Origin of the sequence: Xanthomonas sp. NCPPB 3583, from assembly GCF_041475715.2 — a bacterium.
GTDB classification, from domain to species: domain Bacteria; phylum Pseudomonadota; class Gammaproteobacteria; order Xanthomonadales; family Xanthomonadaceae; genus Xanthomonas; species Xanthomonas euvesicatoria.
The window spans coordinates 116,030-134,077 of the sequence record NZ_JCAQNY010000002.1 but is presented as its reverse complement, the minus strand read 5'-3'; the positions used below and the strand labels follow the sequence as shown (position 1 = coordinate 134,077).

Sequence of the window (18,048 nt, the reverse complement as noted above, 5' to 3'; positions counted from 1 at the left end):
GCTTAGGTGCGGTTGCCATCATTGGGTAGTTTCAGCCAGCTTGTTGATCATCTTCTTGAACGCCTTCTCGACGGCCTTCAAGTCATTCCAATTGATGTCAGGAGGAACGTCATCACCAAGTACTTTGGTCATGACCAACTTGATCACATTGGTATTCCGAACCTTGCCCAGCGTGACGAAGTCCTTGCTTCGGCGCTGCGCCTTGCCCGTTCGCTCATCTCGGGAGTCTTTTGGTTGATCCGCGTCAACGCCGCTGGAAGCACTTGACGATTGGTGGTCAGCTACTCGCGAGGCTAATTCGAGCGCTAGCTCGTCGACTGAAAGCTTCGCGAGGTCGAATGCGTCCATCATGCTGGTCACCAGGCCGGAGTTGATGGCTTCGTGCAACGAATCCGAAGCGACCAAGATGACAGCTAGGCGATAACCCTGAATTCTGGCGTAGCCGACTTCCTCTTGAAGAGCCTCCTGCACTCTACTGTGGTCAATGCCGGACGCGACCGGAATGCCGACCTCGTCCATGACGGCGCGTAGTGACGTGATGAGTTCAGCCAGATCAATATCGCGACGCTGCGCATTCTCTACATGCTGAGCCAGCCGTGTAAGGATCCGCGACCGAACGTTGGCACGGATGATCGTCCTACCCGCCAGCTTATGCGCCAGGGTGCGACGATGGCCGGAGATCAGCTGGTAAGAATCACCTCTCCGAAGCACTGTAATCGCATTGATCAACCCAACTTGTGGGTTGGCGATTGACTTGGCCATTTCACGTAGAAGCTCCAGCTCTGCATACTTCTTCCCTGAGTACGGATCATCCTCGGCGATCTGCTCCGGGTTGTCCCAGTCGAGCTTGATGTCTCGATGGTTTTTCGGATCGGGAATGATCTGTGCGATAGGAATTTCTATGAAGGTTCCCGCGTCCTTCGGGGCCGTATGGCCCTCAACCATCGCAGCAATGTTTGCGGTCGCTTTTGTTGGTTGTGCGAACCTATCCGCCTTTGAACCGAGCTTCTTCATGCGGACACTCCCATCACCTGCGCGATGTGCTTAACCACGTTCTCAGCCTCCTTTCGTGCAGCATTCTTGGCTGGCAGCGTGAACACTGAGCCTGGACGTGCGCTGTCGTGATCCGACTCGGCAAATGCTGCTCGCTGTGCCAGATGCAGTTGGATCATCATCGGCCCGATCAAGCGATCATCGATGAGGCTCTTTCGTACGCCTGCATGCAAAGCAACGTTGCTCCGATACATGTTCGGCAGGATGCCGATCATGACAATCTCGTCATTCTCTGCCCTGCTCCTGGACTCCTGAGTCCAGAGGGCGATCATTCCCTCGAGTCCGTCCACGCTGTTCGGCTCCATGACGGAGGGGACAATCACGTGGGTTGCCGCACGAATGGCAGCATGGACCAAGGCGTTCTTCGACGGCGGCGTGTCGATAATGATGATGTCGTACTGGTTCTCGACGGCCTCAGTGCGCAGGAACTCGCGCAGGGCTCCATGCACGCTCGCAACGGCACCTTCCAAAGTAACGTGCTCGATTTCCCGAAGGTCTTCGCCATTACCTGGAAGTACATCCAAATTAGGAATTCCGGTGGGATATGGGACGACCTCTCTGCCCATGAAAATATCGGCGCTGCTAGATGTGCCACTCCAATCCATGTCGGAAGGATCGTATTCCGGGTGTACCGGCGGCCGGCTACCGTCTGGCAAGTCAGGGTCACGGATCATTTCAAGGAATCGCTTGCTCAGGTTGCACTGCGAGTCCAAGTCAATAGCCAGTACGCGTTGACCCATGCGAGCAAACCCGACGGCGAGGATCTTGCAGAGGGAAGTCTTCCCTACTCCGCCCTTGTGCTGAGAGACGCTGAGAATCTTCAATCTTGCACTCCTTGACCCTACGGGCTCGGAGCCCGGCACTGTTCGATGTGCTACTTTACGGCGCAATGCTTTTCTGGTGCAACAGTCAGTACGTGATACTGTATTGGTTAATCGATACATTGAGCGGTAAATCGATGGCCGATCAGTCGGTTTTGACCTTTTAATTCAATAACTTATTTACTTATCCACAGACTGTTCGTCACGAACAACAAGAACAATGACGCCGAAGACCTTATGGAAATCGATCCAGGATCAGGCATTTAAGGGCCGAGATCCCAACTGGATCGCAACAAACATCACCCCACTTCAGCCTTGGATTGAAGACGACTCCTTCATCCTGTTCGCGCCGAACGTGTTTGTTTCAGAGGTCATTGCCAGCATTGCCCCAGAGATCAGAGCTGCCCTACCTGCAGGGATACGAGACTTTGTAATAAGCATTGGGGAGCCACCCAAGCCCGGGGATGGAACTCCTCGTCATGCTCCGGCTGAGTCGAACACGTCGCCAGTGACGTCTAAGCACGTTGCCGCGGTTCCGCCAACTTCACCGCAGAGGAAGCAGATCTCCCAGCAAGCTCAAGTGGAAGGCATGCTGTCGAACATCTGGCCTCGAGACATGCGGGCTATGCCTGCTGACTTCCTGCGAAGCTCTCTCTTCACGATTAACCGTTACGGGCTACAAGCCAAACGACCAATGCGTTCGCAAACTCTGCTGTTCAGCATGTCGAATTTCGAAATCCGGGTAACAGGCGCTGAGACGAACGTTTTCGATGCAGAGGTCCATGCGCAAATCCTTCACTACGCACGAAACCAGCCCTTCGGAACAACAATCTGGTTTTCGCTACGAGAGCTCTGCACGGATCTGGACATCAGCACCAGCGGTGAGAGCATCCAGCGAGTGCGCGAATCACTTCATCGCCTGCACGACACTCGAATCGTAATCAGCCGCAAGGGTGCCGATGAGAAGACGGCGATTTCCGGGAACTTGATCGCCTCGTTCTCTTATCAGGAAACGAAAGATGCAGAACGTTGGCGCGTCGAAATTGGCACCCATATGTTGGAGCTGCTTGGGCCAGGGGTTCAGACCCGGTACCTCTTGGAGATGGACCGAGCCTTAAAATCGAGCCTGGCTCGATACCTGCTTCGCTTTTATTCATCCCACACGAAGCACGTTTACCCCATCAAAGTGGAAACAATGCGGAGTTTTACAGGTACTAACATGAGCCTGCGCGAGTTTCGCCGAGCTTTGAAAAATGCGCTGAACGAACTTTTGGCCGTAAACGCAATCAGCTCTTGGGAAATCGAAGACGACAAGATCAAAGTCGAAAAGGAACCCTACAAACAACTGACTTAAGCTCTGTTCGACTGGATCCGCTCAACTATCGCCCCGAGCACGAATTCGGGGCTTTTTTGTGTCGGAATACTTGGGTCTACGGAACCATATTCTCCACTGTGGGACTGACCACCACGGGCGGAAGATCCCCTACACAAGTACTCCGGCATCACTTGCCCAGCGTGGCCACACGTCACAGGGCAAACCACGGAGCAATCCGTTGATGGGCCAACCTCACGGCTGGCCATGCCGCATTTCTTTCGGCTAAGACAAAAGAAGTGACTTGCTAACTGATCGCGACGTTTCAGCTCGTCATGAAGCTTGCTGCAGCAGACACTACGTCCCCACTTGCTGCGCCGTAATGGCCTGCACCGTCTGCCCGAGCTAGACCCTGCGCTCCACACAACTGGTAGAAAATTCCCACCGTGGCAATAGCTGAGTTGGGCACCACAAAGTGGGCTCTATTCAAGTACAACCGTCAAGTCGTCGGCGACCGGTATGTCGATTTCGATGGCGGTAGCTGGCGGTGTCCATTTGGCGATCGACTTGCATTTCACGCCTTCGATGCATCGAGACATACAGCGGAAAACGGTTGCCTACGATCGACCCCTCCGTGCAGCATCCGCGCCTGTGCTACCCACTGCCAAGCCTGCTACAAACCCCGCATATTCCTAATGCGGGTGCGCTAGATCTGCGTGCGACACCGTCGCAAAAAACCATGCGTAATCGGGCCACATCAAAGCCCAACGGCTGATGCTCAACAGCAAGCGTGAGTGCGCCAGTACACGTCATTCGTCAACGCCCGACATGCGCTTAAGCCTTCTCCGCTTAGCGGGTTTTGGATACCTGCCTCGCATCTCCCGTGCCTCTTTGAACCCCACCCTGAGTCGATCAGCTACCTTAGAAAGCAAAGGCGAAGGTCACTCGGTCAATCGCTATGGCAGCCGAGCAATCAAAGCTTTCTCTGTGACCGCCAAGGTGTGGAGTAATCGTCGCGGTGCATCAGCTCGTGTCTCGCCGCAGACGTGGAGAAATCGTCGCACTACGGTGTCCACTTGCCCGATTTCCAGGCGCCAAAATATGTGGAGCGTGGAGAAATCGTCGCATCTCAACCCCATCGGCTATGTCGACAACGCCACACATGCCGGTGGTGAGCCTAATTGATAGCGAGACCGTGCCAGACAGGCAGGGGACGACGCAATACAGGCAGCTCGTGCTCCTCTCCATGTCACGAGAAACTTGACGACCGTCATGTTTTAAATACAAGGAACTGGGAGGTCTGAAGCACCCACGAGCCGCTAGTTGCAGCGATACTGCGACGATTTCTCCACAACAGAAGATAGATCCGGGTGCGACGATTTCCCCACAGGCGCGACGATTATTCCACGGCCCTGCGATGGTTGATCCACGGCCGCGCGACGAATTCCCCACGGACCTGCGATGCTTATTCCACGCTAGTGCGATAATTATTCCACAGCAGCGAACCGGCAAGCCAAGTGTGGCAAGCCTTTCCAGGCATTCTTGGGCTCCGCTAGCAGTCTTTTAGCTTTTGATCTAGCAACTCTATAAGCAGCTCTTAAGGTGCGCCAAGAGCAGATATACAAAAGCCGTACGTCAAAACACCGGCTACCTCTAAACCCACTTGCGTGGTTGAGACAGCGAAAAAAAGGCTAGCGCGGCCCCATGTAACAAGCAGAAGAATTGCAGAACATCCGAAGTTGGAAAAGAGGGCCGATAAGCCTTGGCGTGCCCCGACGCTGAGCACACCCACCTGATTCGAAAGGACCTCAGCGACGCCAAGGCCGCCCGGGGTAGCTAGTGCTGTCAATTACCCTTGATTGCGATAGCCATCAGCAAAACGCCTACATAGCCAGACAGCACTTGGCCGTGACGTGCGTTACCAACGGCAGACTGAATTCCTCGCCGCAAAAAGGAACCAACGACTCGGTGATTTCGGGACTTACGAAAGCACCCAGGAGCAACGTGTGTGTACCGACAGCATTGAAGAACATCGATCCATTCCAGATGCCCGTCGCCCTGCAACTGACATCAGCTTACCGGCGCGGCCACTAGCAAATCTGCCGCACAGGGAGCACTGCATGCGATGGTCTGTGCCGACAGGGTCCCGACCGTCTCGGAACCCATCGCTGGCCAGACAGCATGTCTCCAGGGTACAGATGCCAATTACTTCGCCAAATCGATCGGCTCAACGGCGATATCTAGCCCCAGCCAGCCCTTCTAACCATCTGCACCTCGACTCATTGGCTTAGCCTAGCGCGTCATCCAATTCGAGCAGGATCAGGTACACATGCCGGCGCAGCATCATCAAATTGGCCAACAACGCGAGCCTGGCTTACAGATAACGCATCCTGCTGGGAGGTTCGGACGGCGGACGCCAGGGCTCGTGTAGGGGCATGATCCCTTACCAGACCCGCTGGGCAGGGATCACAGCTGGCTGCGGCAAAGCGCGAACACCTTGCCCCCAAGACGAGCTGTAATGGAAACGTCCTGCGACGCGGCGAGAGCCACACACACGATGCAGTGAATACGAAAAATGTTCCCCAGGAACAAATCAAGGCGCCACGGCTTGTCTGTAATGTTCCTGAGGAACAAAAGGAGGGGGTAGCGTCAGGTTCACAGAGCAACCCTTGGCACAGAATGTTCCCCAGGAACACAATGCAGGGATTCCACTTCGCTATAATGTTCCTGAGGAACAAAAGAGGAGTGTTGCGGTGGCCAAAGGACGAACATCCGACGTTGAACGGGTCAAAGGCCAGCTACTGACCAAGACGAAGCAGCGCGAGATCGCTAGCAACATGGGAATTTCTAGGTCACGCGTAGCCAACATTGCCCGAATCTCTAGGAAAGCTAGGCCTGAATGGCTTCAGTGGGTGGACGTCGGCCGGCTTAAACTGAAGCACGTCGAGTACGTGCTGGCTTTGAGAACGGATCTCGCGGAAGAGCTCTTACGACGAACAATGGCACGAGGATGGTCTACCGAGACTCTCCGACGCGAGGTCATGAAGGCCAAGGGCCGCCGCCTCTTGGAGGAGGCGAGCAAGGATCCCAATGTCGCCAGCCTGGAACGGAAGCTCACGGACAAATTTGGATCGGGCGTAACGATCGAAACTAGGCCTGGCATGGGTGGAACGCTTACGTTCAGTTTTACGGACAACGACGTGCTCCATGGATTGCTGGAGCAAATGGGCTATCGGGAGGACTGATTTGGGAGATAGGGGCTCTGAGCGCAGTGTGGGTAGCAGTCCAAGGGGGCCGAAGCCCCCTGTACATTCGCCCCAGGGTTCAACCGAAACTGGCCGCGAACTCCAGAGTGTCGTCGTCGACCAACGGGGTGACTGGTCCAGTTTGATGTTCGGCGTTCGCCGTATGCACCGGTAGTTCGAGTGCTGCGTCCTGCACGGCCAGGCCGCTCGCAGCAGAAGCGGGCGGAAGCGGGGGGGTGTCAATCAGGCGGGCCTGATCTAGGCTAACCAGAGCAGCCGTCCTAATTTCCAGGCCGGCTGCCATTTCAACTGGAAGCATCAGCCGATAGCCGTCGCCGGAGGCCTCCAGGCGAAAGCCGCGACGCTCCAGCTCGGCCCCGAGCGTGGCCAGCTCCTTGAAGCGCCGGCCCCTCGCTCGTGCCTTGAAAGGCCGAAGGGCATCTAGAAGCACATGATCCGACGGCAGCCACCGAACCAGGAGGGAGGTTCGGGGGGGCTGCTTGCTGTCGTCACTCTGACTCGGAAGGTAGCCGCGCATGCCCTACTCAGGCCGCCGCCTGGCTTGTGGCAGCACTGGCCTGGGCCTTCTGCTGAGCCGAGATCTTGTGGTGTGCCAAGTGCTGGAAGCCCCGAGCATTGGCCATGACCGGCTCACGACTCAGCGCAACCTTTGAGTGAGGGAAAAACTGCTCGGCGGCTCTCTTGTACAGGGAACCGCCGCCTCCGGTAAGGACGACCAGATTCGGAAAGTCCTCCTCATGGCGCTGCATACGCACCACGTCATTGAACACCTTCGGCGCAATCTCCTCTGCCGCGGTTTCCATCCACTCACCGACATGCAGGGAAACCTGACCCCAGTTCAGCGTCTCCTCGCCGCTGCGGAACGCTGACTCCAAGCGGGCAGCAGAAATCGGGCGTTCGTACTTCATGCCGATCAGTGCCGCAGCCTTCTCCAGCAGAACAGAGGTCGCGTTGAGCGACGATCCACTGGAGCGGTCAAGCACCGCGTTATCGATGACGCGAACCCAATCCACGCTGAAGTAGCCAACGTCGATAACCAGGGTAGGTGAACCCTTGGAGGGCTTTAGATCCGGGCTGCGCGCTAAGATATCCATGTAGGCACCGGCTGCCTGGGGCACGACCGTCGTGGCTTTGACCTTGATCGCGGTGGTCGGATTGATCCAGTGGGTACCGGTCATGGTGTTGCAAATCTGCGTCCGCAAGGCGACCCCGGTATGGCCGTAGTACTGGGCCACAGGAATGCCGGTGTACAGCATGTCGACCTCGGTCAAGCCAGCCTTGGCGAGTGCGCCGATCATCAGTGCCTTGTACTCGTTCGTGGCCGGGTAGTTCTCGTGCGTCGGGCGTGAAAAGCCCTGCAGGTGAGAAGGCTCCATGCCGGCTGCCCACGCCTGGCCGTCGATAGACACGATCACGCCATCGCGAATGTCGTAGCCACCGGTGATTTTCTTCGGCGCCTGATCGAGAGGAACGGCGCCGATCGGTATGGTCAGCTCGCGCAGGATGGGTTCTCCAGCAGCGCGAGCGCTCAGCTTGACGTTGCCGTATCCAACATCGAGCCCGGCCGCGGTAAAGGGGAAAGCGCTCATTGCAACTACTCCGTGTGGGCGGGGAATTCCGCTTTTCAGTCACATGGGTAGCGTTGACTGCTCAATGTGCGCGCGTAAGTAGGGTTGCAGGGTGTTTCAAAAAATCTCGACTTCTCCGTATCGAGCAAACCATCAGAATGACGGGAATAGTCATAGATCGCAGGTGTTTCGGCTTTCAGAGAATCTGTACTTCGGGCACAAAAAGTGCAGATTCCAACGTGGCATCTAACTTGACGGAAGGCGAAACTGCACTTTTAAAGCGGGACAACGCATCGCGGAATGCGCCAAATGCTTTGCTGCACAAAGCTTTAGCGACAAACGGAAATCTGTACTTCGCCGGTCACTCGACAACCAGGAGCGGAGCTCTTCGATGATTGAGAGGGAAGGGGCGGATTTCGTCATGCTCCAGCGAAAGCGAGCGAGGCAGCGCGGAAAAGAAGACTTCCCGATCGCATGAGAAAGGCGAATGAGCCAGCACGACCAAGGGATTGAAGCGCACGCGAGCAGGTAGACGTGGGGAGAGTTATGCGATCCCACTAAGTTTAGTGGGACTGAGCATTCAGTCCACGCGAGTGGGATAGCGAGGCAGGAGTGGGACTAGCAGGCGTTCCCCACTAATAAGGAAAGGATGGCGATCCATTCCCCACACTAGAGTGTAGAGACGCCAAACGAATCACCCCCAAACCTACCTAACCTTCGCGTTCCTTTAGTGGGATCTTCCTCAGTCCCACGTAAAGTAGATAGATGGGATGAGGACAGAGAACGAACAACATCCGCAACATTTCGACGTCAGGCTGGTCATAGAGCCAGCCGAGACCATCAACAACCAGATCGCGGTCATGGAGACGCTCGCAGAGATGCAGGCACAAGACCTGTGCGAGTGGTTCAAAGAGGAGCGGAAGAAGATCCAAGCATCGCTGGGAGCGGCAACCACCAAGCAGGAATACCGTGAACGCTTTGCACCCCTGTCGCTTTATGCACGGATGCACAAGGGGACGCTTGAGATCTATTGGTCGGAGATCAAGGGGAAAACTAAGCCGGATGCGAGCGGTAAGACGGGCTGGTTCAAGTCGCGCGTGAACAAGGGCAAGCGGCTCAGTTACGACTTGAACAAGCTGGCGGCCATGGCTCGCGACTACGAATTGTCACTGGTGCTGGAAGCCGAACGCAGGGCTACTTCGCTTCGGGATTTCTGGTCGAGGGTCGTCTCGCTTCGGCTCGCCCTGCGAATGATCAACAAGCAGGTAGAGGAGTTGTCAGCCGTGCCCACGCGCGGCACCGACACGGAGGCGGTGACGCAACTGGTTTCGCCAACGGCTGATCTGGCCTCGAACGAGGCGTTGGCGCATGACACTCAGGTCGCCGCGTCCGCAGAATTCCCCCAAAGCGGCTTGGCCCACCATCAGCGAGCGGTGTATGACTGATACGAAGCAAACGAATGGCCGCCCAGACGATGAGAACCAAGGATTGGATCAGATGCATATCACCGCCACAGCCCACCAAATGACCGCGGCCGACGTCGGCTTGTGGGATGCGCTCCGTAGCTACCTGAACTTGCCGGTCCCGCTGTCAGCGGTGCTGCGTCGCCCCTATGCGTTCCTTCGCCAGGGCGATGCACCTCCAGAAAACGCGAATCACAAGTCCGCAACCATTCTTCCGCTGCGCCGTCCCGAAACGACCGCCGGCGACGACAAGGAAACCTGATGAGTAACATGGACGAAAAACCGCCGGCGTCGAACCGGAACGTACTGGCAGACCTGGCGCCGGCTATCAAAGATGCGATGTTTGCGCTATCCGCATTAGCCGATACGGCTACTCGAAACGAGCGCCGAAAGGGGTACTGGAATGCAGCCAAGTTCGCCGCCCTCGCGGCGGTGTTCGTGTTTGCTGTGCTGGTAAACCTGAATAACTTCCGGCGGTTATGGGGCTTGAATGCAGATCCGGTGCGGGACTCGGTAGCACTGATTACGATCAACGGCGGTATTGGCGAGATGGGCAAGGCTTCGGCCACATCCGTCATCCCTCTCATCGAGCAGGCCTGTCGAGCAGAGCGAGTGACAGAGGTAGTGCTTCTGATCGACTCGCCGGGGGGGTCGCCCACCGACGCCGACCGCATCGTGTCCGCACTCAAGATTTGCAAGGCAGCTAAGCGACCGGTGACCTCGGTGATTGGCTCGATGGGTGCCAGTGCCGCTTACATGATCGCTATGCACACGGACCGGATCTACGCCTCCCGATACTCGCTCGTCGGCTCCATCGGCGCCATCACCCGCTACGTGGACGCAAGCGGTCTGGCCCAGCGGGTAGGCCTTGTCGAGCAGGTGTACAAGTCCGGCCAGTTGAAGGGTGGGCCTTCCACGCTGTCTGGCAGCTCTCCAGAGGACTCTAAGTTGATGGCAGAGCTGGTTGTCCAGGTTGCGAGTGAGTTTTACGGCCAGCTGCAGGCAGCCCGCGGCCCCAGGCTCAAGGGGAGTCGAGAGGACTTGATGTCGGGCCGCATCTGGACAGCGCAGGACGCGGTGGCCTTAGGTTTGGTCGACGAGATAGCGGTACTGGAAGACCTGAAGCTGACCCGTTTCAAAGACAAGCGGATCTACCAGTACCGCGCGAAGTCGTCCTTCATGACAGACATGGGGTTGACTGCTGAAGCTGTGTCGCGATCGTTCGTCGCTGGCGCGAAGCAGGGAGTGATCGAGTGACGCGTTCGCGCCAAGTGCGACGTTACAAGCCTGGGGATTACCTCCCGGCATCTGAGTTGGCACGCTTCGGTCGTTGCGAGCATCTGGTCGAAATAGAGAGGAAGCACGGCCAGGTTGTATCGGAGAGGGGAGAAGCTGCTCGAAGGGCGGGTATCGCAGAGCACCTTCGATTCCACAACCAGGTGACCTCGGCCCACAACCGCAACAATCGTGGGGACGTGAAAGGCCGCCGCGGCCCTTGTTTCGTGGCATCAGCGGTGTATGGGCACGACGACAGCAGAACAGACGAACTTCGGGCATTTCGCGATCAGGTCTTGTTGCGTACGAAGTGGACGGCGTGGTCGGTGGTCATCTACTACGCCATCAGCCCACCGCTTGCGCGCTGGCTCTCGATGAGGCCGAGAGCAGCTGCAATGGTGGCCAAGATGTTGGACTGGGCAAGGACCAGGATGGTTCGCCCGCTACTGGAGAAAGGAAGTGATGGAGAGCATGAGCGCACGCAATAACCGGAAGCTGGTTGAGCCGGTTGGAAACCATGAGCCCTACTGGATGAGCCACGTGGCGCGAATCGCGACCGTCGCGGATCTGTGGTTGCGGGTGCGCGAGCTCGCGCAGACCGTCCGTAACGATGCAGTCGCGGCCAGTACGGCATGGCAAAGGCTGGAGTTCTACCTTCGGGACTATTCGCTCCACATGACGCGAAAGCTGCGGGATCACTCTGCGCCGTACAAGTTCCGCCAGATGGAGGAGATCATGCAGTGGGTCGACCATCCCCAGGAACTTAGCTCCGACCCGCGGTGCTGGGCGCTTTTGGGTTCCCTAGAGGCCACTACCATTCTTCTGGGTGGTATGCACGCTGCGCGGGCGTTCCACCGAAGCGATATTTCGCGGGCTACCGCAAGCCTGTGCCACCAGCTTGGCACCTACCAAGCCAAGACGCTTGTCGCTTATGAGGAACTGCGCTCGGTGATGGCGTCTTTGTGCGAAGACGCACGGCCAAAGTCGGTCACGCTGGTAATCAAGGAAACCGATGAAGGTCCCATCCTGATGGTCCAGTACGAGCGAGCCCCGGACTTGGGGACCGAGTGATGAGCTTGCTCGAGCTTGGAATGGTGGTTGGCGGCGGACTGCTCGTCATCGCCATCTACTTGGTCCATCGTCAGCCTGTCGGGAGTGGACGGGCTGATGATATGGACTATGGCGACCAGGAGCGTCAGTTCCAGCCTGCCGAGATCGCCAATGGAACCCTGGTCTTGTCGGAGCGATATCTCCGCTGCGATGTCCCGCGTCGTTTGGGGGCTCGTGCTGACCAGGTCTATCGCACGACAGAAGGGATTCTGGTTCCCGTTGACACGAAGACAGGGTACCGCCGTATTGTTCGACGGGAGGATATGGTGGAGCTATCAGTGCAGGCTGCAGTGCTGCGCCACAGCTCGTCCGTAGATCGGCCTTCAGGTCGTGTGGCGACGTGGGGCTACATCCGCAAAATTGCGCCTGGCCGGACTCCGGTCTATCTGAGGACGCCGCTACTCACTGATAGAGAGCTGGTCGACCTGTACGACCGCTACTGGAAAGTGAATGCAGGAGCGACGGCACTTCCTACCCGTGAGCCGGATAACTGCCGGCACTGTCCTGTTGCGAGCCGCTGCTCCCAGAGCCCCGCCGATATAGCAATGAGAGCGATACGCGACAGTCGATAACCGACAGGGGACGGGAGCGTTTCGCCTCGCAATCCCTGCTACAGCTGGACAGCCGCCAATATCCCGAAGCATGGGCGCCAAGTCGCGCGCCGATCGATTGCATGTAACGAATGCGCTTTGGTGGGGGCTTTTTCAGGCGCCCATACGGGGATTCATTACATCCCACAGCACCGACCATGTGTCGCATCTGCTCAACCGATGAGTTCCGATGCGAAAGCACAAGGAAACACTGCTCACTGCGACCCTCTGTGCCGGCCTGCTGGTCGGCTGTGGAGAGAAGGGTGGCCGCTCTATCGAGTTCGACGGAAGCGAGGCGGGGTTGCGCAAGACCGTGGCCACGATGGCTGCTGCGAGCAAAAAAGAAACTGGCGATGAGCTGAAGAAAGCCCTAGACATCTACTTGTCGCACCTGAAAGGTAGCGATAAGTCTGATGTGGACTCAGCGACGCCACTCAAAGCTTTAAGCGGTATCACCGTCGCTGAGTTCATCAATCAGGCGCGCCAGATCCAGGATACAAAGATGACGGAGCTACCGGCCGATCATCCGACTTGGATCAACTCCCGCATGGTTGAAACGATGCAGATGGAGCTGAAAGCGCTGGAAAGTAATCGCCTTTCGCTCAATCAGGCCGGTTACTTCTCCCTGGATCAGCTGCAGTTTAATCCGCCCTCATTTATTCCGCCGCCGGATGGCGACGTCAAGGTTGCGAATAATCGCGCCATCTTCGCCTTCCGTATGTCAAACGCAACCGGGCTGACGATCTACAAGCCGACGTTCGATGTACGCATCGAGGTTCCCGGCGAGCAGATGCCAGCTTACACAGGTCGTCTATCTTGGAATGACCCGATTGGCATTCCGGACGGAACCTCGCGCCTGGTGGAGCTCACCTGCTGCAGCATTCTGGAGCAACCGTTCCTCAACAAACGTCTTCGTCAGCTGCCGGAGAAGGCGCACATCAGAGCCGAACTGGTGGGAGTCGAAGACTTCCGCAAGCGCAATCCGCTACGGACGGTGGGATACGGAGCGAGCGACCTGACGCGCGAACGTCTGCTTGAGGCCTGTGTGAAAGATATAGAGGCCCACCTGGATACGTGGACGCCCAAGCGTTCCGCCGCGCCTTGCCGCGCCCTCGCCAAGAACCACAAAACCGGATCCGAGCAGCTCGCCGATGGGCTGCAGGCCACCAGCAATCGCCGAAGGTAACGTCATGCAAACCAACAAACGTTCCGACAAGCATCTAACCCTTTACCACATTCTCCCGAGCGAGCGAGCTTGTCTATTGGTGGAGGGGCTGCTTGCGACGGGCCAGGTAGTTCCGCGCTCCATGGTGCTGATCGCTACGGCCGATGCTGTGAACTGGGACGACGAAGTGATGTTGGTACGCCCCCTTCGCGTGTGGGTAGATCACATAATCTCCATGCTATGCGCAGGTGGTTACGTGCGACGTATCCACTCTCAGGCTCAGCTGTCCTATCAGGCCACGCTGAGATGGAAGCACGTCGATGAGGTGCTGCAAACGCTTCGTCATCCGACGGGGAGGAAGCCGATCGAGAAGGGGAAGACGTACCGTCGAAACGGAAATGATCCAAGCGACGTGGTGATCAACATGCGCGAATGGCAGGAAGCCAGGAGTGTGATGGATGCGAGGCCCCGGCGTAGTCGGAAGATGGCGTCGTGATTGAACAAGCGAATTACTGGGGCCGCCGCTGTGCGGCCCTATCTGTTTGAACCACTATCTCCGGAATTTCCAAGTTCAAACCCACCTTCGTTGCAGCTGACGCCCAATAGGCTGCAACTGTCAAATCTCGCAGAGGAGAGAACATGCTCGACAACATCAAGTTCGGTACCGAAAACCAGACCGTCTACATCGGCATCCTGAAGACGAAGTTGGGCGCAGAGATTGTTGTGGAGACTGCCCGCAAAGTGCTAGGTCTCGACGCGACGGGGCCACTGCCCCCAACCATCTCCCCAGAGGTAGTCTCGTCGATCATTGGCGAACTGAAGAAGGTGCCGCCGAAGAAATTCCGCAAGCCGAACGAAACAGGGTCCCAGCGCATGACGGGGCGCGAGCTCCTGGACTTGGCAGATTTGTCGAAAGAGCTGCCTGCAAGCCTGGATCCTGATCTTCTCGCTGTGATTACACGCTTGCGTCGTCTTCACCTGGTGCAGGATATCGTGTCCAAGTCATTGATCGATAGACCAATCGCGGTCAATGGATGCAGCCCGATCCAGGTCAACCATCTGATTGAGGTTCTGGGAAGCTCGTCTGAGGCTGCCAAAGCCTTGGGTGTTACGATTAAGACCCTGGAAGGATGGGGAGACTACCTTCCGGAATCTCATGAGAGCAGGGCTCAGCTGGTGACTGGTGGAGCAGTACGAGCGCGTTTGCCTGCTTGATGTCTAATCGCGTTTCTGGATTCGAAATTGCACCTTTAGCCGCGAGTAGCGGCACACCTAACATGCCTGACAACGAAGAGAAAACCGCAGGCATGGAACATGGTGATTTTGGCCAAGCGTATAAAGGTGCACGCAAGTTTGAAGTTCAGCGAAAGCGGGCTCTAGCTGAAATCAATTTGGCGGACCTTTGGCCACGACCGGACTTTCGCGCTGCGGCCTTGAGTGGTGACGTAAAGCCGTCGGTTGCTCTTCTCTACATGGCCGTGTACGACAACCTTCGCCGCAAAGCGGTGAGCAGGCCTGAGACCGATGAGCTGACCCTGGGCTTCTGGTCGCGCATGTACCGCTCGGGTGTGGGATTCATGCGTCGCGCGTGGGAGTTGCGCCAATACCACACGGCCGATCGGCTAACGCGGGCTTTTCGTGCTTCGCAGGAGTCGCTAACCCTAACTGACGGGGAGCGTCGCTTTGCAACTGCCGCAACGGCAAAAGGCCGCCTCACGCCCAGCACGTCACCTACAGATTTCCCAGCCAGCATAAGGATGCGGATGTACAGCTTGCAGGCGATGGGTTGGCCTGAAGACCAGGATGTCCCAGATGACTCCAATATCGGAGTCATCCATGTGACGGCTGAAAAACCTGTTTCAGACTACCAAGACGGTTACTACCCTGCGCTGACCACGGCAGGCGGGCGCGTGGTCCCAATTCGACACGACCCGTTCGCAACGAAAGCTGCAGCTGCGCGTGACGCAGCAGAGGAGCTGAGGCGCCGCGCTGAGATGTCCCAGCTGCAAGGCGGCTCCGCAGTGCTGGAGTACGCTCGAACAGGGCAGGACTGGCGCCAGGGCGAAGACGTCACTGAGGAGATTCTGCTGACGGCATTTGGCTTCAAGGGACTACAGTTCGGAAAGAGCATCACAGCCTCCGAGCGCCAAGCATTCCTCAATGGACTCTACGACGCTTCGCTTGATCTGTGCGAAATCCTACAGGCGCCTTTGTACCGTGCATCTTGTTCGGGGCGCTTGGGTATTGGATTCGGCAGCCAGGGTAGGGGAGCGGCGACAGGTGCCGCACATTTTGATCGCGAGCAATGGCTGATGCACTTGACAAAGACCCGCGGCGGCGGCGCGCTGTGCCATGAGTTTGCTCATGCGCTAGACGCGATGATTTTGGACGCATTTTTCGACGCTGAGAAGTTGCCCGCCGACACGTACTTCTTGTCCGACCTAATGGCGTCCTACTACGATGAGGATGGTCGATACACGATCAGTAGCGGCGTAGTTGAAATGCTGCGGGGCGGAATTCATGTATACAACGTACGCGCGATGGACTCGTTGTTCGAAAGCCTTTTTACCCGGAAACGCAATGACTCGTTCTATCGCCGCAGCGAGGAACGAGATACACACGCGGGAACATCGTACTGGGCGCAGCCGCGGGAGTTGTTTGCTCGTGCGTTTGAGACATTTGCACTGGATAGGATGCTGGCTGCGAAGGTCCACAACGAATTCTTGGTTCGACACGTGGACGAGTACATCCGCGACCGCGAATCGCATGCCAACAGCATTTATCCTCAGGGATACCAGCGACAGGAGTTGGAGAAGCTGTTCACTGAATTGCTGAAACACGTGAATAATCTTCACTTGTAACGAAGTCCTGTTTTTTGCACGCCCAAGTGAGCTATCGGAATTGATACATGCTCTCTGTATCCCGATAAGGAACTTAGGCATGACCGGCAAACAGGTTTCACCTCTCACTCTTACCCAAGTTCCGCGCTGGCGAATTACGCGACTTCTTGAGATGGTGCAACGCGACTATCGCGCCGATGAGGTGGAGGCCGAATTGAACGGCTGGTTGGCTACCGGAATTGACCGCGTTCCAAGCTCATTCAATATCCAGGCTGCAGCTGCTCGTGCCGTACATGCTGTTAACCCCAATGGGGACTCTCTTATGACGATGTTGTCGACAGATCTGAGTGGTCGCTTGACCACCAAGTGTCGCGACGTTGTGGAAACAGCCTTGTACGCGGCATTAGCTCCGCACCTTGATCAGATGTTCCCGGATGTCCAGGAGCTGCGGACCTACCAATGCAGCTTCGGGTTCAGCGAATCCAGCCCAAACCCCACTTACGAGACACCATGAGGGACGGAATACTCTCAATCGAGAGGGAGGTGACGCGTGCCGGCAATTGCTTTTGACCAGTTCAATCCGATACACGGCGATGTTTGTGATGGCAAGCGAGTAGTGATGGCGGATGGAACCACGGCAGCGGTTGTCGCAGTGAGGGATGGCTGGCTGGTGGTGCATCAAGGTGCCGAGTATGGGCCCCACCGCTCTGCATGGCAGGTACTCCACCAGCTCGCCCGCATTCAGAAGATCACAGAGGTCCTCGGCAGCCTACGGTCCGATGTAAGCCAGCGTAGCGCACAAGAAGTCCATTCCCTCAAGCTCATGATAGGCAACGTAGTTCAATAGACCCATGAGAATATTTCACATCACTGACGGCAATCACCTCGATCAGAGCATTCTCGATCATGACGCTATCGTCTTCATGTTCTCGCGAGATCGCGTGGAACGGGGCGATATTGGCGAGACATTAGGCCAGCTCAATGTACTGAGCGATAACGCGGAGAACGTACGTCGATTCGCCGGCCGAGTCTTTTTTACTTTTGACGGCTACAACGACGACCCACGGCATATCTACCAGGTGCCAGAGGCGCGTGAGTTCTTCTCCAAAATTACCGAGATGCTGCCGTTGTGGGCACACTACCTGCACCGTGACCCCGAGTTGATAGGGATCGTCTATTTGCTTCTGTGCCAAGCGGAACCCTTCTATGAGAACAAGCAGCGGGTAAGAGTATCAATCGACATGGCTGAGGCCAGCAGCCTGACCCACCGGCTAGTTTCTTCTGCTACCGGCTTGCACGCCCTACACGGCCTGACACAGGAAGAGTCCCGGGGGATCATCGAAGACTTTATCAAAGCCCTACCTTTCTAAGCTGGGCAGGGTACTGCAGGAACCCCGAACTCCAATGTGGAGTAGATGCCTGGCACGATGATGGAGCGCCACCTCAAAGGGATGCACCAAGCAGATGCGGAAAGTCCAGGACCCACAGATCGCTCATCGGAACGGCTCCATCCCCACCGAGTTCACTTACATACCGTGGCGCCATGGGGGCTGGTATATCTCCAACATTCGGTACGCCAACGGGG

18 protein-coding genes are annotated in these 18,048 nt (G+C 56.9%); 14 read left to right on the top strand and 4 right to left on the bottom strand.

Translation table 11 applies throughout. The features are described from left to right. Positions 1-18: 18 nt before the first annotated feature. Both ACCQ07_RS22055 and ACCQ07_RS22050 read right to left on the bottom strand, forming a co-directional pair. Positions 19-1,014: a ParB/RepB/Spo0J family partition protein gene (locus ACCQ07_RS22055; protein ID WP_372364197.1), complete on the bottom strand. Its 996-nt coding sequence runs from the start codon at positions 1,012-1,014 to the stop codon at positions 19-21. Further along, entirely contained in the window at positions 1,011-1,877 is an 867-nt protein-coding gene (locus ACCQ07_RS22050) for a ParA family protein (protein ID WP_074052163.1), read from the bottom strand. The genes ACCQ07_RS22055 and ACCQ07_RS22050 overlap by 4 nt, the downstream gene beginning before the upstream one ends. 217 nt (positions 1,878-2,094) lie before the next feature. Here ACCQ07_RS22050 and trfA point away from each other — a divergent pair, with 217 nt between their 5' ends. Continuing rightward, entirely contained in the window at positions 2,095-3,228 is a 1,134-nt protein-coding gene (gene trfA / locus ACCQ07_RS22045) for a plasmid replication initiator TrfA (protein ID WP_372364196.1), read from the top strand. Between the two features lie 2,627 nt (positions 3,229-5,855). After that, on the top strand, positions 5,856-6,431 hold the full coding sequence (locus ACCQ07_RS22040; RefSeq protein ID WP_372364195.1) for a ParB-like helix-turn-helix domain-containing protein: 576 nt from the start codon (positions 5,856-5,858) through the stop codon (positions 6,429-6,431). A gap of 79 nt (positions 6,432-6,510) precedes the next feature. On the opposite strand, the gene ACCQ07_RS22035 is transcribed toward ACCQ07_RS22040, so the two are convergent. Together ACCQ07_RS22035 and ACCQ07_RS22030 are read right to left on the bottom strand one after the other, a co-directional pair. Beyond that, positions 6,511-6,969 carry a hypothetical protein gene (locus ACCQ07_RS22035; protein WP_372364193.1) on the bottom strand — a complete coding sequence of 153 codons (459 nt, stop codon included), beginning with the start codon at positions 6,967-6,969 and terminating at the stop codon, positions 6,511-6,513. Positions 6,970-6,976: 7 nt separating this feature from the next. Beyond that, entirely contained in the window at positions 6,977-8,041 is a 1,065-nt protein-coding gene (locus tag ACCQ07_RS22030; RefSeq protein ID WP_372364192.1) for a ParM/StbA family protein, read from the bottom strand. A gap of 749 nt (positions 8,042-8,790) precedes the next feature. Between ACCQ07_RS22030 and mobI the strand changes: the two genes are divergently transcribed. From mobI to ACCQ07_RS21970, 12 genes are all read left to right on the top strand, one after another. Then, entirely contained in the window at positions 8,791-9,465 is a 675-nt protein-coding gene (gene mobI, locus ACCQ07_RS22025) for a conjugative transfer protein MobI(A/C) (RefSeq protein ID WP_074052168.1), read from the top strand. Between the two features lie 52 nt (positions 9,466-9,517). After that, the gene (locus ACCQ07_RS22020) at positions 9,518-9,745 is read left to right on the top strand and encodes a hypothetical protein (protein ID WP_131828666.1); all 228 of its coding nucleotides are present in this window, start codon (positions 9,518-9,520) and stop codon (positions 9,743-9,745) included. Further along, positions 9,745-10,740, top strand: coding sequence for a S49 family peptidase (locus ACCQ07_RS22015; RefSeq protein ID WP_074052169.1), 996 nt, complete (start codon positions 9,745-9,747; stop codon positions 10,738-10,740). Before ACCQ07_RS22020 ends, ACCQ07_RS22015 begins: the two co-directional genes overlap by 1 nt. After that, positions 10,737-11,246 carry a CFI-box-CTERM domain-containing protein gene (locus ACCQ07_RS22010; RefSeq protein ID WP_372364191.1) on the top strand — a complete coding sequence of 170 codons (510 nt, stop codon included), beginning with the start codon at positions 10,737-10,739 and terminating at the stop codon, positions 11,244-11,246. Before ACCQ07_RS22015 ends, ACCQ07_RS22010 begins: the two co-directional genes overlap by 4 nt. Then, the gene (locus ACCQ07_RS22005; protein WP_155767390.1) at positions 11,230-11,829 is read left to right on the top strand and encodes a hypothetical protein; all 600 of its coding nucleotides are present in this window, start codon (positions 11,230-11,232) and stop codon (positions 11,827-11,829) included. The genes ACCQ07_RS22010 and ACCQ07_RS22005 overlap by 17 nt, the downstream gene beginning before the upstream one ends. Then, positions 11,829-12,440, top strand: a complete 612-nt coding sequence (locus tag ACCQ07_RS22000) for a PD-(D/E)XK nuclease family protein (protein ID WP_372364323.1) — start codon at positions 11,829-11,831, stop codon at positions 12,438-12,440. The genes ACCQ07_RS22005 and ACCQ07_RS22000 overlap by 1 nt, the downstream gene beginning before the upstream one ends. A 208-nt stretch (positions 12,441-12,648) precedes the next feature. Then, entirely contained in the window at positions 12,649-13,644 is a 996-nt protein-coding gene (locus tag ACCQ07_RS21995; RefSeq protein WP_074052172.1) for a hypothetical protein, read from the top strand. 4 nt (positions 13,645-13,648) lie between these two features. Then, positions 13,649-14,119, top strand: coding sequence for a hypothetical protein (locus tag ACCQ07_RS21990; RefSeq protein ID WP_046932295.1), 471 nt, complete (start codon positions 13,649-13,651; stop codon positions 14,117-14,119). Positions 14,120-14,262: 143 nt separating this feature from the next. Beyond that, positions 14,263-14,838, top strand: coding sequence for a Cro/CI family transcriptional regulator (locus ACCQ07_RS21985; protein WP_372364322.1), 576 nt, complete (start codon positions 14,263-14,265; stop codon positions 14,836-14,838). 62 nt (positions 14,839-14,900) lie between these two features. Next, positions 14,901-16,484 carry an LPD1 domain-containing protein gene (locus ACCQ07_RS21980; protein ID WP_372364321.1) on the top strand — a complete coding sequence of 528 codons (1,584 nt, stop codon included), beginning with the start codon at positions 14,901-14,903 and terminating at the stop codon, positions 16,482-16,484. A gap of 79 nt (positions 16,485-16,563) precedes the next feature. Next, positions 16,564-16,977: a hypothetical protein gene (locus ACCQ07_RS21975; RefSeq protein ID WP_372364319.1), complete on the top strand. Its 414-nt coding sequence runs from the start codon at positions 16,564-16,566 to the stop codon at positions 16,975-16,977. Positions 16,978-17,314: 337 nt separating this feature from the next. After that, on the top strand, positions 17,315-17,833 hold the full coding sequence (locus ACCQ07_RS21970; RefSeq protein ID WP_372364318.1) for a hypothetical protein: 519 nt from the start codon (positions 17,315-17,317) through the stop codon (positions 17,831-17,833). Positions 17,834-18,048: the final 215 nt, after the last annotated feature.

Coding starts and splice junctions, on each gene's coding strand:
- ACCQ07_RS22005 (WP_155767390.1), top strand. CDS start 11,230: ATGAGCGCACGCAATAACCGGAAGCTGGTTGAGCCGGTTGGAAACCAT.
- ACCQ07_RS21985 (WP_372364322.1), top strand. CDS start 14,263: ATGCTCGACAACATCAAGTTCGGTACCGAAAACCAGACCGTCTACATC.
- ACCQ07_RS21995 (WP_074052172.1), top strand. CDS start 12,649: ATGCGAAAGCACAAGGAAACACTGCTCACTGCGACCCTCTGTGCCGGC.
- ACCQ07_RS22000 (WP_372364323.1), top strand. CDS start 11,829: ATGAGCTTGCTCGAGCTTGGAATGGTGGTTGGCGGCGGACTGCTCGTC.
- ACCQ07_RS22035 (WP_372364193.1), bottom strand. CDS start 6,969: ATGCGCGGCTACCTTCCGAGTCAGAGTGACGACAGCAAGCAGCCCCCC.
- ACCQ07_RS21970 (WP_372364318.1), top strand. CDS start 17,315: ATGAGAATATTTCACATCACTGACGGCAATCACCTCGATCAGAGCATT.
- mobI (WP_074052168.1), top strand. CDS start 8,791: ATGAGGACAGAGAACGAACAACATCCGCAACATTTCGACGTCAGGCTG.
- ACCQ07_RS21975 (WP_372364319.1), top strand. CDS start 16,564: ATGACCGGCAAACAGGTTTCACCTCTCACTCTTACCCAAGTTCCGCGC.
- ACCQ07_RS22015 (WP_074052169.1), top strand. CDS start 9,745: ATGAGTAACATGGACGAAAAACCGCCGGCGTCGAACCGGAACGTACTG.
- ACCQ07_RS22030 (WP_372364192.1), bottom strand. CDS start 8,041: ATGAGCGCTTTCCCCTTTACCGCGGCCGGGCTCGATGTTGGATACGGC.
- ACCQ07_RS22055 (WP_372364197.1), bottom strand. CDS start 1,014: ATGAAGAAGCTCGGTTCAAAGGCGGATAGGTTCGCACAACCAACAAAA.
- ACCQ07_RS21980 (WP_372364321.1), top strand. CDS start 14,901: ATGCCTGACAACGAAGAGAAAACCGCAGGCATGGAACATGGTGATTTT.
- ACCQ07_RS22020 (WP_131828666.1), top strand. CDS start 9,518: ATGCATATCACCGCCACAGCCCACCAAATGACCGCGGCCGACGTCGGC.
- trfA (WP_372364196.1), top strand. CDS start 2,095: ATGACGCCGAAGACCTTATGGAAATCGATCCAGGATCAGGCATTTAAG.
- ACCQ07_RS21990 (WP_046932295.1), top strand. CDS start 13,649: ATGCAAACCAACAAACGTTCCGACAAGCATCTAACCCTTTACCACATT.